This is a genomic window from Gryllotalpicola daejeonensis (genome assembly GCF_039538145.1).
In the GTDB taxonomy this organism is placed as follows: Bacteria; Actinomycetota; Actinomycetes; order Actinomycetales; family Microbacteriaceae; genus Gryllotalpicola; species Gryllotalpicola daejeonensis.
Window position 1 is genome coordinate 439101 of sequence record NZ_BAABBV010000002.1, and the last position, 15467, is coordinate 454567.

The following is a 15467-nucleotide window of genomic DNA, read 5'->3' on the forward strand; positions in this document are numbered from 1 at the left end:
CACGTGCCCGGTATCGTGGAACGTACAGGGAACGCATAGCTGGGTGGCGGTGATCGGGTGGAGACGGAAGTCATCCTCTTGGCCGCCACCGCGGTCCTGGTGCTGGTCGCCGCGACGGGTGTCTCGCGGCGCATCGGCGTCGCCGCTCCCCTGCTGCTGGTCGCGATCGGCGCAGGGCTGAGCTATCTGCCCGGCGCCCCCGTGATCCACCTCGAGGCCGAGTGGATCCTGCTGGTCGTGCTGCCGCCGCTTCTCTACGGCGCCGCAGTCGCGTTCCCCGTCATCGACTTCCGCCGCAACCTCGCCCCCATCGCGTTCCTCGGCGTCGTGCTCGTGATCATCTCGGCGATCGCGGTCGGCTGGGTGCTGTTCGTCGTCTTCCCCGATCTCGACCTCGCGAGCGCGATCGCGCTCGGCGCGGTGCTGAGCCCGACGGACGCGGTCTCGGCGACCTCCATCGCGAAGCGCATCGGCCTGCCGTCGCGCATCGTCACGGTGCTCGAAGGCGAGAGCCTCGTGAACGATGCCTCCGCCCTCGTGCTGCTGCGCACCGCCGTGGCATCCATCGCCGTCGCCTTCGACCTGCCCGCGGCGATCGGCCAGTTCTTCTGGGCGACGCTCGCCGCGATCGCCGTCGGCGCCGTGATCGGCACGCTCTCGGTGCTCGTGCGCGCCCGCGTCAAAGACCCGGTGCTGGTCACGTCGATCTCGTTCGTGATCCCGTTCTTCGCGTATGCCCCGGCCGAGGCCATCGACGCATCCGGTGTCATCGCGGTGGTCACGACGGGGCTGATCGTCGGGCACCACAGCGTGCGCTCGCAGACGCTGCAGCTGCGCTTCGCCGAGCAGACCAACTGGCGCACGGTGCAGTTCCTGCTCGAGAACGGCGTCTTCCTGCTCATGGGCTACCAGCTGCGGGAGTACATCGACGACGACATCCACGACGGCTTCCAGCCCGGCTACACGATCGCCATCGGGCTGCTCGCCGTCGCGGTGCTCGTCGTCGTACGGCTGGCCTTCACCTTCCCGCTCTTCGGCCTGCTGAACCGTCGCAGCACGCGCATCGCGGCCGGCCGGCGCGGGCTGTGGCCGCGCCTCGTGGTCGGGGTGCGCCGCAGGCTCGCCACCCTGCGCCGCCGCGACCGCGACGTCGACTGGCGTCAGCACCTCGAGCGGCGCTACGAGTCCGACCGTGCGTTCCACGCCCGTGAACGGCTCGGGGTGCGATCGAGCGCCATCATCGGCTGGTCCGGCATGCGCGGGGTAGTCACGGTCGCCGCCGTGCAGTCGCTGCCCCAGGGCACGCCCTATCGCTCTGCGCTCATCCTGATCGCCTTCACGGCCGCCGTCGCGACCCTGCTGCTCGGGGGCCTCACTCTGCCGTCATTCGCGCGGCTGCTCGGGGTGCGCGAGGCGGCGACCTCCACGGCATCCGACATCCGAGCTCTGTTCTCCGAGCTGGCGCGCACCGCCCGCGAGGCGCTCGCCGACCCCGCGCTCGCGCAGCCCGACGGCACGCCGTTCTCGCGCGCCGCCCTCGAGCGGGTCGCGGCAGAGGTCGCGCGCCAGCAGGCGACGGCCGAACGCAGCCTGCCGTCGTCGCCGAGCGGGAGGTCGTCGGCCGAGGTGCAGGAGCTGCGCAGGCAGGTGTTCGCGGCCGAGCGCGAGGCGCTGGCGGATGCCCGCGCGACGAGCACCTTCGGAAGCGCCGCCCTCGACACGGCAGAGGCGATCCTCAACACCCTCGAGGCGCAGACGACCGAGCCCGACTAGCCCGGCCGTCGAAATCGTGCTCGTCAGCGACCCGTGGGCCGCTGTTGCGACGACCGGCTAGCGCGCCGCGCCCGCACCCGCCTCGTAGACCTGCCGCCAGCCGGGCGCCAGGGCGGCGGCCCGCTCGATCGCGAGCACCAGGCTGGCCTCGCGCGCGATGCCCTTCCCCGCGATGTCGAAGGCCGTGCCGTGGTCGACCGAGACGCGCACGACGGGCAGCCCGACCGTGATGTTCACGCCGTCGTCGCCGTAGACGGCCTTGAACGGCGCGTGCCCCTGGTCGTGATAGCACGCGACGACGAAGCGATAGTGCCCACGCACTGCGGCGGGGATCAGGGCATCCCCCGGCAGCGGCCCGACCGCATTGATGCCCTCCGCGCGCGCGGCCTCGACGGCGGGCGCGAGGATGTCCGCGTCCTCATCGCCGAACAGACGGTTCTCGCCGGCGTGCGGGTTGAGCCCGGCGAGGCCGATCTGCTCGTCGGGCTTGCCGATCGCGCGCGCGAACGCGCCGGCCAGCCGCAGCACGTCGAGGGTGCGCTGCGGCGTGATGTCGTCGATCGCCTGCCGCATCGACACGTGCGTGGTCAGGTGGAAGAAGAACAGCTCGCCGGCCGAGAGCACCAGCGAGAAATCCGTCACCCCGAATTCGTGGGCGAGCAGCTCGGTGTGCCCCGGCCAGTTGTGGCCGCCCGCGTGCATCGCGGCCTTGTTGAGCGGGGGCGTGACGATGCCGTCGACCTCGCCCTCGCGCGCGAGCCGGCACGCCTCGACCACGAAGCGGTAGGCGCCGTCGCCGGCCGCGGCGCTCAGCTCGCCCAGGGCGACGTCGCCGATCGGGTCACCCGTCTGCAGCAGCTCGATCGTGCCCGGGCGGTTCTCGGCCTCGGCGACCGAGCCGATCACGCGCACGGCCGCCGGGTCACCGCCGGCCAGCTCGACCCCGCGCCGCAGGTGCTGCTCGTCGCCGATGACGACCGGAACGCACACCTCGCGCAGCTCATCGTGGCGCAGCAGCGCCTTCGCCGTGATCTCGGGCCCGACGCCGGCCACGTCGCCGAGCGTCACCGCCAGCCTGGGAAGCGCCATCTACTCAGTCCTCTTCTTCATCGGGTGATCGGATGCCTCGAGCCGATCGATCACGTCCCTGAGGGTCCCGGGGTGCCCGAAGCCGCCCGACTTCGTCACGACCGTGAGGCCGTCGAGGGCCCCACCCCTGACCGTACCGGCGGGAACCCCCTCGACGACCGCGCTGCCCACGCGCACCCCGTGCGCGCCCAGCCGCGCGAGCACCGCCAGCGCCCCGTCGCCGCCGACCAGCACCAGGGCTCGGACCCCGCCGGCCGCGAGCGCGACCTCGACCGCCTCGGCGACGTTCGCCGCCGCGGCGCGCTCGGAGCGCACCCCGTCGACGAGCACGTCCTCGGCGGGCGCGGTGATGACGACGACGTGCGACCCCAGCGCGGCGACTTGCGATGCGCTGACCGGATGCGTCGACGAGACCGCCACGACGATCGAACCGCCCTCGGCCGATCGGGTCTGCAGTGCCGTCGGTGCGCCGGGCGCGACTGAGCACCCGGCATGCCGCCGCGCGAGCGCCGCCGCAAGTCCGGCCGACCCGACGAGCAGCACGCTCGGCCCGAGTTCTTCGGCCACGGCGGCCACGCGGTCGAGGTCTGCGTCGCTGGCGGCGTCGAGAAGCAGAACGCGGGACTCACGAGCCAGCGCGCGCAGTCGGTCGGCCTCGCGCGCCGGCGCGGCATCGCCGAGCGTCACGGACACCGCGCCCGGAACCGCCGGAGCCTCGCCGTGGCGCCCCACGGCTGCCTCGCCGTGAACCAGCAGCCGACCGCACTCGACGGTGCGCCCCATCGCCGGGTAAGCGGGGCAGACCAGCGCGAATGCGTCGGGCGCGCGAGCGCTCAGCGCCTCGAGTGCGCCGCCGATCTGCGCCGAGACCGTGCCGCGCAGGGTCGAGTCGATCTTGAGGTACTGAAGGTCGGTGCCGCTGTTGGCGAGGGTCTCGACGGCTGCGCGGGTGCGGCCCGAGGCATCCGCGTCGCTCATGCTGCGTGCGTCGGTCACCAGCGCGACGGCCGTGCCGGGCGCGAGCGCAGGAACGTCGGCGAGCGCGATCTCGCACGTCCAGCCCGCCTCGGCGAACTTCACCGCGCTGTCGCCCGCGCCGGTCAGGTCGTCGGCGACGATGCCCAGCGCTGGTCGCTGCCGCTCGCCGTCGATGCCTGCCACTCCCCTATCTTCACTCGATTCGCGGTCGCGAGCTGCGCCCGATAATCGCACGCCGCGCTCTAATATCGAGCGAGACGAGGGGGTACGGATGCCGGAATCGAACGCAGCCAGCGCGGGGTCGCAGACGCTCAGCCGCGGCATCCGGGTGCTCGAGGTCCTGGCGAGCTCCGAGCGCAATCTGTCGATCGACGAGCTGGCGGCTGCGCTCGGCGTGCACCGCTCGATCGCCTACCGGTTGCTGCGCACGCTCGAGCACCACGCGCTCGTCGCCCGCGACTCCGCCGGCCGCGTCGGGCTCGGGTCGGGTCTGGCCGCTCTCGCCTCCGGCATCGCGCGCGATCTGCAGACCGCCGCGCTGCCGCACCTCGACGCCGTCGCGAACGAGCTCGGCATGACCTGCCTGCTCGCGGTGCTGCTCGATCGCGACGAGGCGGTCACGCTCGTGAGCGCAGCGCCGCGCGGCAATCTGGCCGTTGTCTCGTATCGCCCCGGGCACCGCCACCCGATCACCCGCGGTGCGCCGGGCAAGGCGATCCTGTTGCAGCTTCCCGCAGGTGCGTGGCCGGATGTCTCGCCCGAGCTCGGCGCCGAGCTCGAGAAGGCACGCACCCGCGGCTACACCACGAGCCACGACGAGGTGGTGCCCTCGCTGCGCGCGGTCGCCGTGCCGCTCAGCCTGCCGGGGCAGCCGCCGGCGGCGATCGCCGTGATCCACGTCTCGCTGCCGCAGGCCGAAGAGCAGATCGCGGCCCGGCTTCAGTCCGCGGCGGCGGCGCTCACTGCGGCCTTCGGCGCCTGAGCTCGGTGCTCACGCCGAAGTCGTCGCCACCTGTTGCGGCTTCGTGAGGCCCCAGGCGGCGAACGCTGGCGACGGCTTGTCGCGGGCCGAGGGCTCAGCTCACCGACCCTGCCAGATCGCCCGCCGCAACTCGCGGGGCAAGAGCCGCGAAGAACGCGGCCAGTTCGTCGGTCGCTGAAAGCGGCAGCACCGCCGACACGTACTGGTCGGGGCGCACCACGACCACGGCGCCGTCGCGCGAGATGCCGCGCTCGTCGAAGATGTCGATGCGGCGGCCGACGATGGTGCCCGCGCCGTAGACCTTCTCCCAATCGGCAAGGCCGAAGGGCGCGAGCCGCGGCGTGAAGACCTCGGGCACGTCGGGGATCCGGATCTCGGAGTGGTCCTGCTGATAGACGACCTTGACGTCGAACCAGGCGTCCTCGTCGCCGCCCGCTGGTGTCGCGGCCAGCGGCGACGCCGGGTCCGAGCGCAGCCACTCGGCAATCTCCGCCGTCGGCGTGCCCGTCTTCGTCGGCGCTGCGGCGTCGGCGAAGACGTAGATGCGCCAGCGCCCGTCGGCACGGTGCTGGTGCCCCAGGTGGATCGGGTTGCCGTCGCTCACGCGCACGACCTCGGCCGACTTGAACCGCTTGCCGATCGGGAAGCCGGTCGCGAGCTCCTGATGCTCGGCCGTCGCCGTGATGAGCGACGGCTGATACTGCGTCATGAAGCCCGACGGGAACTCGAATGTCTTGACGTAGAACTCGGCGAGGTAGTTCGGGTCGGGGAAGTCCTCGGGCTTCGACGCCATGAGGCTCGACCACTGCTTGTCGAACTCGATCAGATCCTTGGCGATCACCTGGCGCTCGGCCGAGTAGGTCGCGAGCAGTTCGGGCGTCGCGCGGCCCTCGATGACGTGGCCGAGCTTCCACGACAGGTTCCAGCCGTCCTGCATCGAGACGTTCATGCCCTGCCCGGCCTTCGCGGAGTGCGTGTGGCACGCGTCGCCGGCGATCAGCACCCGCGGGGTGACCTCCGGGCCGGCATCCCCGGTGACATCGTCGAATTTGTCTGTGAGCCGGTGGCCGACCTCATAGACGCTGTGCCATGCGACCGACTTCACCTCGACGGTGTACGGGTGCATGATGCGGTTCGCGCGCGCGATGATCTCGTCGAGCGGCGTCTGGCGAACGGCGCCGTTGTCACCCTCGTGCACCTCGCCGAGGTCGACGTAGAGGCGGAACAGGTGGCCGCCCTCGCGCGGGATGAGCAGGATGCTTCCGCCGTCGTGCGACTGGATGGCGCACTTGGTGCGGATGTCGGGGAAGTCGGTCACGGCCAGCACGTCCATGACACCCCACGCGTGCATCGCCTGGTCGCCGACGAGCTTGCGGCCGATCGCCGCGCGCACCGCACTGCGGGCGCCGTCGCAGCCGACGACGTACTTGGTGTGCACCACGCGCTCTGCGCCGGCATCGGGCCCGACCGTGCGACGCAGGCGCACCTCGACCGGGTACTCGCCTGCGCTCGGGGAGCGGTCGACGGTGAGCCCGACGAACTCCCACCCGTAGTCGGGCGTGAGCCGAGTGGGCGCGTTGTGCGCGGCCTCTGCGAAGTAGTCCTGCACGCGCGCCTGGTTCACGCACAGGTGCGGGAACTCGCTGATGCCCGAGGGATCGTCCTCGGGTAGCGAGGTGCGGATGATGTTCTGCGGGTTCTCGGGATCCGCATTCCAGAACGCCATCTGCGTGATCCGGTAGGCCTCGTCGATGATGCGCGATGCGAAGCCGAATGCGTTGAAGGTCTCGACCGTGCGTGACTGGATGCCATCGGCCTGCCCCACCTCGAGGCGCCCGCCGCGCTTCTCGACGATGCGCGTGTTGACGCCGGGGAACTGGGCGAGCTGCGCCGCCGCGATCATGCCGGCCGGCCCCGTTCCGACGATGAGCACGTCGAGCTCGTCGGGAAGCTGCTCGGGGCGATCGATGCCGAAGCCGGACGCCGGCGCGACGCGCGGGTCGCCTGAGACGTAGCCGCGGTGGTGGAACTGCACGGGATTCTCCCTCACGTCGTTGTGATGTGCGCTGTTCGATAATCGAATACGAGATTCTGTTATCGACCACAGCGATCATAAGGCGACGGATGCCTGAGCCACAACCCGCCGTAATATGGCGATGTCCGGCCAGGCCGATGCTCGAAAAAAGGGCACGAAGCGCGTGCGTGGCACGCGCGAGACACATACGGAATCCGCATCCGTTCTCGTCTCGAAAGGCCGCACCATGCCCACCGTCGCCCAGCACGTCGCCGCAGCTCTCGCCCGCCACATCAGTCACGTCTTCGGCGTGATGGGCAATGGAAACGCCTACTTCCTCGATGCGCTGCTGCGCGAGACGGATGCCTCGTACACGCCCGTGCGCCACGAAGCCGGCGCCGTCGTGGCCGCCGACGCGCACTTCCGAGTCTCGGGCCGCATCGCCGCCGCGACGACGACCTACGGCGCCGGGTTCACCAACACCCTCACCGCGTTGGCCGAGGCGGCGCAGGCCCGAGTGCCGCTCGTGGTCGTCGTCGGCGACGAGCCGACCTCGGGGCCGCGCGCGTGGGATGTCGACCAGATCGCGCTCGCCTCGGCCGTCGGGGCGCGCACCTACACGGTCGGGCGGCTCGACGCGGCCGCCACCACCGCGATCGCGCTCGAGCACGCACTGTCGTACGGCATCCCCGCCGTGCTCGCGCTGCCCTATGACGTCGCGTCGCTTGAGGTCGGTCCCGTGCCGCCGCTGCCCGAGCTGCGGCTGCCGGGGCCGCTCGCGCCGTCGGCGTTCGCGGCTGCGTCGGTCGAGCGGGTGGCGCGGATGCTCGCCGAAGCGGAGCGCCCCTTCCTGCTCGCCGGCCGCGGCGCATGGCTCGCGGGGGCCGGTCCGGCGCTCGGACGGCTCGCCGCGCTGACCGGCGCGGTGACCGCCTCGACCGCACTCGGGCGCGCTCTCTTCCCCGAGTCCCGCTTCGACCTCGGCGTCACCGGCGGCTTCGGCGCACCGGCCGCGATGGACCTCGTGCGCGAGGCCGATGTCGCCGTCGTCTTCGGCGCAGGCCTCAACCAGTTCACGATGCGGTTCGGCGAGCTGTTCGCACCCCACACACACGTCGTGCAGATCGACATCGCACAGGCCGCGACCCATGCGCGCGTCGGCGACTTCCTGCGCGGCGACGCCCGCCTGATGGCCGAGGCGCTCGCAGATGCCGTCGAGCGGTTGACGGTGGCGGATGCCTCACCCGCGGCGAACTCAGCCGACATGTTGCCGCACCCGACGTCTGCGTCCGGGATCCCGGACGCAGCTGTCGGCGGCGGGCGCAGAACCCCGTGGCGCGAGCGCGTCGACGTGCCGGCGCTGCGGGCGCAGGAGCCCGGTCCCGCCGACGGCATCGCCCCGGGCGGCCGCCTCGACCCCCGCACCGCGGCCGCGCGCCTCGCCGAGCTGCTTCCTGAGGACCGGGTGGTCGTGACCGACGGCGGCCACTTCCTCGCCTGGGCGAACATGTTCTGGCCCGTGGCGGCGCCGAACCGCATGGTCATGGTCGGCACGGCCTACCAGTCGATCGGCCTCGGCCTGCCGAGCATGGCCGGCGCTGCGGCTGCCGCCCCGGCCGAGACGACCATCGTGCTGAACTCGGGCGACGGCGGCGGCCTCATGGCCCTCGCCGACTTCGAGACTGCCGTGCGCTCGGCGGGCGGCCGGGGGCTCGCGGTGTTCTGGAACGACGGGGCGTATGGCGCCGAGGTGAACCTGTACGGGCTCAAGGGGCTCTCGCGCGAGCCGATGCTGATCCCCGACGTCGACTTCGCGGCGCTCGGCCGCGCTCTCGGCGCCGAAGGAATCGTCGTGCGCGAGCTCGGCGACCTGGACGCACTCGCGGCGTGGGCCGCGGCCGCGGCATCCGATCGCCCGTTCTTGGTTCTCGACCTGCGCATCGCCGGCGACGTCATCGCGCCCTACCAGCGCGAGGTCATCCGCCAGAACTCCTGATCCGCATCGAGTACGCAGTAGTCGGCGCTGAACGACGGTTATTCGCGCGACTACTGCGTACTCGACGACGGAAAGGGTTACTCCGGCTTTGTGGCCGGGCGCTGCCAGATGTAGATGCCGCGCTCCTGCTCGGCTTCGTTCGCGGGGCTCAGGCTGATGCCCTTGCGCTCCCGCAGCAGCAGCGTGGCCACGAAGGCCACCGCGGTCAGCAGCAGCAGATACCAGGTGATCGCCGCCGTCGATTTCGTGGCCTGCAGCAGCGCCTGGGCGATCAGCGGCGCGAAGGCGCCGCCGAGGATGGCGCCGATCGCGTACGAGATCGAGATGCCCGAGAAGCGGATCGAGGCGGGGAACAGCTCGACGTACCACGCGGCCTGCGGGCCGTAGGTGAACCCGAGCGCGATCGACAGGAAGACGAGCGCGATCGTGAGGCCCGCGAGCGACGCGAGGTTGACCAGCGGGAACAGTGCGATCACCGCCGCCGCCTGGAGGACCCAGCCGATCAGATAGGTCGTCCGGCGCCCGATGCGGTCCGTGACCCACCCGGCGAAGAACGCCGAGATGAGCCAGACCGCGCCAGAGAGCGCGACGATCCAGAGCACGGGGCTGCGATCGAGGTGCACGGCGCCGTCGGGGTTCGTGGCGTAGTTCTGCACGAAGCCCCCGGTCGTCATGTATCCGACGCCGTTGTCGCCGGCGAAGACGAGCGCCGCCAGCAGCACGAGCGGCGTGAACCGCGCGAACAGTCGCACGACGGGAACGCGGGTCTGCTCCTTGCGCTCGGCGATCTCGAGGAAGACCGGGCTCTCCTCGAGCCGGCGGCGCACCCAGTACCCGACGATGATCAGCAGGAAGCTGAGCAGGAACGGGATGCGCCAGCCCCAGCCGAAGAAGGCATCGCCCGGGAAGAGCGCGCTCATGATCGCGAGCACGCCGCTCGAGAGCAGCAGCCCGATCGGCACGCCGATCTGCGGCATCGCGCCGAAGACTCCGCGGCGATCGCGCGGCGCGTGCTCGACGGCCATGAGCACGGCGCCGCCCCACTCGCCGCCGGCCGAGATGCCCTGCACCACGCGCAGGAAGATGAGGATGATCGGCGCCGCGACCCCGATGGTGTCGTAGCTCGGAATGAGGCCGATCAGCGTGGTGCCGATTCCCATCAGGATCAGGGTCAGCATCAGCATCGGCCGGCGACCGACCTTGTCGCCGAAGTGGCCGGCGAGGAACGCCCCGAGAGGCCGGAACAGGAAGCTGATGCCGACGGTCGTGAACGACAGCAGCGTGGCCACCGCGGGGCCGGCCGGCTCGAAGAAGAGCTTGCTGAACACGAGGCCGGCGGCCGCGGCATACGTGAAGAAGTCGTACCACTCGACAGAGGTGCCGATGATGGTCGCGATCGCCAGCCGCCGGCGATCGGTCGTGAGGTTGATCGTGCCCGAAGGCGTCAAACGCCCGTCGAGTGATGACATCTGTACTCCTTTGTCTGATGTCTGTGCGATGCCCGTTGCGAGGCCTTCTCGGAACATATACGATTTCGGATACGAACGGAAGGCAACGACGCCATGACGACACTGGGTTCCTTTCCCGCCCTCGCCCCCTTGGGCATCCCCGGCAAGATCATCGCCGTGCACCTGAGCTACGAGTCGCGCGCCGCCCAGCGTGGGCGCCGGCCGAAGCATCCCTCGTACTTCATCAAGCCCTCGAGCTCGCTCGCCGCGACCGGTGGCACCGCCGAACGCCCGGCGGGCACGCAGCTGCTCGCGTTCGAGGGAGAGATCGCGCTGGTGATCGGCACCGCTGCGCGCTGGGTGAGCGAGGCGGATGCCTGGGCGCACGTCGCCTGGATCACCGCCGCCAACGACCTGGGCCTCTACGACCTGCGCGGCAATGACAAAGGGTCGAACCTGCGCAACAAGGGCCGCGACGGCTACACGCCGCTCGGGCCCGAACTGATCGACGCCCGCACGGTCGACCCCGCCGCGCTGCGGGTGCGCACGTGGCTCAACGGGCGCCTCGTGCAGGACGACACGACGGCCGGCCTCATCTTTCCCTTCGCGCAGATCATCGCCGACCTGTCGCAGCACGTGACGCTCGAGCCGGGCGACGTGATCCTGACCGGAACACCGGCCGGGTCGAGTGTCGCGGTCCCCGGCGACGTCATGGAGATCGAGGTGGATGCCCCGACCGCGCCCGGCTCGCCGACGAGTGGCCGTCTCGTCACGACGGTCGTCGAGGGCCGGGGCGATTTCGACCCCGCGCTCGGGTCGCTGCCCTCGGTCGACGAGCTGCAGCTCGAAGAGGCGTGGGGCTCGCGCGAGGCCGCCGGCCTGCCTGCCACGGTCGTTGAGGAGCCCGCGGAGCCTGCGGCCCTTCGAGACGCGGCGCTTCGCGGCGCTCCTCAGGAACCGCGCGCGTCTCGAAACGACGAGTCTCCTTCCCAGGCATCCCCCGCCCTCTCCCCCGAACTTCGCGCCAAGCTGCTCACAGCGCCGGTCGCCGGAATCTCGCAGCAGCTGCGCAAGCGCGGCTTCGACGCGGTCTCGATCGACGGGGTTCTTCCGGCGAAGCCCGGCATGAAGCTCGTCGGCACGGCGAAGACGCTGCGGTTCATCCCGGCCCGCCCCGACCTCTTCGCCGAGCACGGCGGTGGCTTCAACGCCCAGAAGCGCGCCTTCGACACGGTGGCCGAGGGCGAGGTCATCGTCATCGAAGCCCGCGGCGAGCGCGGCTCAGGGACGGTCGGCGATGTGCTGGCCCTGCGCGCTAAGGTCCGCGGCGCGGCCGGCGTCGTCACCGACGGCGGCGTGCGCGACTTCGCCACGGTGGCCGAGCTCGGCCTGCCGGTCTTCAGCCAGGGGCCGCACCCGGCGGTGCTCGGCCGCAAGCACGTCCCGTGGGAGACCGACGTGACGATCGCGTGCGGCGGGGCATCCGTTCAGCCGGGCGACGTGATCGTCGGCGACGACGACGGCGTCGTGGTGATCCCGCCGGCGCTCGTCGAGGAGGTCGTCGACGCGGCGCTCGCGCAGGAGGACGAGGATGCCTGGGTCGCAGACCAGGTCAGGAACGGCGCCGCCGTCGACGGGCTCTTCCCGATGAACGCCGAGTGGCGCGTGAGGTATGAGGCGAGCGGCGCCGAGCAGGGCGCCGGCGAGACAGGGCAGCACCTGTGACCGACACGCAACCCCGGGTGAGCAAGTCCACGCTCGCCTACGACTGGATCCACCGCCGCATCACCGCCCGCGAGTTCGGGCCGGGCTACCGGCTGGTGCTCGGCGACATCGCGCGCGAGCTCGACATGAGCGTGGTGCCCGTGCGCGAGGCGATCCGCCGCCTCGAGGCCGAGGGGCTCGTCACCTTCGAGCACAACGTCGGCGCGCGGGTGGCCCTCGTCGACCAGAGCGAGTATGTCTTCGCGATGCAGACCCTCGGCGTCGTCGAGGGCGCAGCCACCGGCCTCGCTGCCCCGCACCTCACCGAGGAGGACCTGCTGAGGGCCGAAGAGGTCAACCAGCGCCTGACCGCCCTGCTCGACCACTTCGACCCGCACCAGTTCACGCGGGTGAACCAGGAGTTCCACGCCGTGCTCTTCGAGCGCTGCGAGAACCCGCACCTGCTCGACCTCGTGCACCGGGGCTGGACCCGCCTGTCAGGCCTGCGCGACTCGACCTTCGACTTCGTGCCAGACCGCTCACGCGAGTCCGTCAAAGAGCACGCCGACATCATCCGCCTCATCCGCGACGGCGCCGACCCGCTCGAGGTCGAGCTCGCCGCCCGAAACCACCGCTGGCGAACGGTGAACGCCTACCTCGCCAGGCCGCACCACGAATAACCGAACCGACCGACCGATCAGACCGCTTCACTCGACGCAGAGGACGAAGAGATGACAGACACCGACACCCGGCTCGCCCACCGAGCCGCCCCCGAGAACCTTCCGAGCGCGATCCGCCATTACATCGACGGCGAGTTCGTCGACTCGGCCGACGGCGACACCTTCGACGTGCTCGACCCGGTCACCAACGAGACCTACATCCGGGCCGCGGCCGGCAAGCAGGCCGACATCGAGCGCGCGGTCGCCGCCGCACGCCGGGCCTTCACCGAAGGGCCGTGGCCCAAGATGCTGCCGCGCGAGCGCAGCCGGGTGCTGCACCGCATCGCCGACATCGTCGAGTCCCGCGACCAGCAGCTCGCCGAGCTCGAGTCCTACGACTCCGGCCTGCCGATCACCCAGGCGCTCGGCCAGGCGCGCCGCGCCGCCGAGAACTTCCGCTTCTTCGCCGACCTGATCGTCGCCCAGGCCGATGACACCTTCAAGGTTCCCGGCCGCCAGATCAACTACGTGAACCGCAAGCCGATCGGCGTCGCGGGTCTCATCACGCCGTGGAACACCCCGTTCATGCTCGAGTCGTGGAAACTCGGCCCCGCTCTCGCGACCGGCAACACCGTCGTGCTGAAGCCGGCCGAGTTCACCCCGCTGTCGGCGTCGCTGTGGCCGGGCATCTTCGAAGAGGCCGGCCTGCCGCAGGGCGTCTTCAACCTCGTGAACGGGCTCGGTGAGGATGCGGGCGATGCGCTGGTGAAGCATCCGGATGTCCCCCTGATCTCCTTCACGGGCGAGAGCCGCACCGGCCAGATCATCTTCGGGAACGCCGCGCCGTTCCTTAAGGGTCTGTCGATGGAGCTCGGCGGCAAGTCCCCCGCCGTCGTCTTCGCCGACGCCGACCTCGACGCCGCGATCGACGCGACGATCTTCGGCGTGTTCTCGCTGAACGGCGAGCGCTGCACGGCGGGCTCGCGCATCCTGGTGCAGCGCGAGGTGTACGACGAGTTCGTCTCGCGGTATGCCGAGCAGGCGAAGCGCGTGAAGGTCGGCTACCCGCACGACCCCGCGACCGAGGTCGGCGCGCTGGTGCACCCCGAGCACTTCGAGAAAGTCATGAGCTATGTCGAGCTCGGGAAGACCGAGGGGCGTCTGGTCGCCGGCGGCGGCCGGCCGGAGGGCTTCCCCGAGGGCAACTTCGTCGCCCCGACGGTCTTCGCCGATGTGAAGCCCGACGCCCGCATCTTCCAGGAGGAGATCTTCGGCCCCGTCGTCGCGATCACCCCGTTCGACACCGACGACGAGGCGCTGGCGCTCGCGAACAACACGAAGTACGGCCTCGCCGCCTACATCTGGACCAACGACCTGAAGCGTGCCCACAACTTCGCACAGGCGGTCGAGGCGGGCATGGTGTGGCTCAACTCGAACAACGTGCGCGATCTGCGCACGCCGTTCGGCGGAGTGAAGGCCTCGGGCCTCGGGCACGAGGGCGGCTACCGCTCGATCGACTTCTACACCGACCAGCAGGCCGTGCACATCACGCTCGGCGCGGTCCACAACCCCACCTTCGGCAAGAACTAGCCGCCGAGTTTCGACAAGGACGTCACCCATGACTGAAGAACGCATCAAATCCAGCTCGGGCTTCTACATCACGAAGGAAGCTCCGATCGAGGCATCCAACCCGATCACCACGCCGAGCGCGCCCGCGCCCGACATCCTGCGCTGCGCCTATATGGAGCTGGTCGTGACCGACCTCGCCGCCTCGCGCGCGTTCTATGTCGACGTGCTCGGCCTCACCGTGACGGAAGAGGACGAGAGCACGGTCTACCTGCGCTCGCTCGAGGAGTTCATCCACCACAATCTCGTGCTGCGCCAGGGCCCGGTCGCGGCCGTGGCCGCGTTCTCGTATCGCGTGCGCACGCCTGAGGATCTCGACAAGGCCGTCGCGTTCTATGAAGAGCTGGGATGCCGCGTCGAGCGCCGGGCCGAGGGGTTCACCAAGGGCATCGGCGACTCGGTGCGCGTCGAGGACCCGCTCGGCTTCCCCTACGAGTTCTTCCACGAGGTCGAGCACGTCGAGCGGCTCGCGTGGCGCTACGACCTCTACACGCCGGGCGCGCTCGTGCGCCTCGACCACTTCAACCAGGTCACGCCGGATGTGCCGCGCGCGGTGCGCCACTATCAGGACCTGGGATTCCGCGTCACCGAGGACATCCAGGACGACGACGGCGTCGTCTACGCCGCATGGATGCGCCGCAAGCCGACCGTGCACGACACGGCGACGACGGGCGGCGACGGCCCGCGCATGCACCACGTCGCGTTCTCGACGCACGAGAAGCACAACATCCTCGCGATCTGCGACAAGCTCGGGGCGCTGCGTCAGTCCGACCGCATCGAGCGCGGCCCCGGCCGGCACGGCGTCTCGAACGCGTTCTACCTCTACCTGCGCGACCCCGACGGCCACCGCGTCGAGATCTACACGCAGGACTACTACACCGGCGATCCCGACAACCCCGTCATCACGTGGGATGTGCACGACAACCAGCGCCGCGACTGGTGGGGGAACCCCGTCGTGCCGAGCTGGTACACCGAGGCATCCCTCGTGCTCGACCTCGACGGCAACCCGCAGCCCGTCATCGCCCGCACCGATGCGAGCGAGATGGCCGTGACGATCGGCGCCGACGGTTTCTCGTACACGAAGGACGCCGGGGATGCTTCACAGCTGCCCTCGTGGAAGGCCGGCGAGTACAAGCTGGGGCACCAGCTGTGAGCGCCGGAGGCGCCACTCAAAGGCGCAGCGAGTACAAGCTGGGGA

The 15467-nt window shown here is 70.7% G+C and carries 11 protein-coding genes; 7 read left to right on the forward strand and 4 right to left on the reverse strand.

Annotation, left to right across the window (positions count from 1 at the left end; translation table 11 throughout):
- Positions 1-57: 57 nt before the first annotated feature.
- On the forward strand, positions 58-1773 hold the full coding sequence (locus ABD736_RS14995) for a cation:proton antiporter (protein ID WP_344792679.1): 1716 nt from the start codon (positions 58-60) through the stop codon (positions 1771-1773).
- A 57-nt stretch (positions 1774-1830) separates the two neighbouring features.
- Here ABD736_RS14995 and pdxA read toward each other — a convergent pair whose 3' ends face one another.
- Positions 1831-2862 carry a 4-hydroxythreonine-4-phosphate dehydrogenase PdxA gene (gene pdxA / locus ABD736_RS15000; protein WP_344792680.1) on the reverse strand — a complete coding sequence of 344 codons (1032 nt, stop codon included), beginning with the start codon at positions 2860-2862 and terminating at the stop codon, positions 1831-1833.
- Positions 2863-4023, reverse strand: coding sequence for a four-carbon acid sugar kinase family protein (locus tag ABD736_RS15005; protein WP_344792681.1), 1161 nt, complete (start codon positions 4021-4023; stop codon positions 2863-2865).
- A gap of 88 nt (positions 4024-4111) precedes the next feature.
- Here ABD736_RS15005 and ABD736_RS15010 point away from each other — a divergent pair, with 88 nt between their 5' ends.
- The gene (locus ABD736_RS15010) at positions 4112-4822 is read left to right on the forward strand and encodes an IclR family transcriptional regulator (protein ID WP_344792682.1); all 711 of its coding nucleotides are present in this window, start codon (positions 4112-4114) and stop codon (positions 4820-4822) included.
- A gap of 94 nt (positions 4823-4916) precedes the next feature.
- On the opposite strand, the gene ABD736_RS15015 is transcribed toward ABD736_RS15010, so the two are convergent.
- Positions 4917-6857, reverse strand: a complete 1941-nt coding sequence (locus tag ABD736_RS15015; protein WP_344792957.1) for an FAD-binding monooxygenase — start codon at positions 6855-6857, stop codon at positions 4917-4919.
- 226 nt (positions 6858-7083) lie between these two features.
- On the opposite strand from ABD736_RS15015, the gene ABD736_RS15020 reads away from it, so the two are divergent.
- Complete coding sequence (locus ABD736_RS15020) at positions 7084-8832, forward strand: thiamine pyrophosphate-binding protein (protein WP_344792958.1); 1749 nt, start codon at positions 7084-7086, stop codon at positions 8830-8832.
- A gap of 77 nt (positions 8833-8909) precedes the next feature.
- On the opposite strand, the gene ABD736_RS15025 is transcribed toward ABD736_RS15020, so the two are convergent.
- Entirely contained in the window at positions 8910-10301 is a 1392-nt protein-coding gene (locus ABD736_RS15025) for an MFS transporter (RefSeq protein ID WP_344792683.1), read from the reverse strand.
- A 93-nt stretch (positions 10302-10394) separates the two neighbouring features.
- Between ABD736_RS15025 and ABD736_RS15030 the strand changes: the two genes are divergently transcribed.
- Genes ABD736_RS15030 through hpaD form a run of 4 tightly spaced genes read left to right on the forward strand, consistent with a single transcriptional unit; the run spans position 10395 to position 15422 of the window.
- Positions 10395-12005 (forward strand): fumarylacetoacetate hydrolase family protein, encoded by a 1611-nt coding sequence (locus tag ABD736_RS15030; protein ID WP_344792684.1) that lies wholly within the window; start codon positions 10395-10397, stop codon positions 12003-12005.
- A gap of 17 nt (positions 12006-12022) precedes the next feature.
- Positions 12023-12664 (forward strand): GntR family transcriptional regulator, encoded by a 642-nt coding sequence (locus ABD736_RS15035; RefSeq protein WP_344792685.1) that lies wholly within the window; start codon positions 12023-12025, stop codon positions 12662-12664.
- Positions 12665-12715: 51 nt separating this feature from the next.
- Positions 12716-14233, forward strand: a complete 1518-nt coding sequence (gene hpaE / locus ABD736_RS15040; RefSeq protein ID WP_344792686.1) for a 5-carboxymethyl-2-hydroxymuconate semialdehyde dehydrogenase — start codon at positions 12716-12718, stop codon at positions 14231-14233.
- A gap of 28 nt (positions 14234-14261) precedes the next feature.
- Positions 14262-15422 (forward strand): 3,4-dihydroxyphenylacetate 2,3-dioxygenase, encoded by a 1161-nt coding sequence (hpaD, locus tag ABD736_RS15045; protein WP_344792687.1) that lies wholly within the window; start codon positions 14262-14264, stop codon positions 15420-15422.
- The last annotated feature ends 45 nt before the right edge of the window (positions 15423-15467 follow it).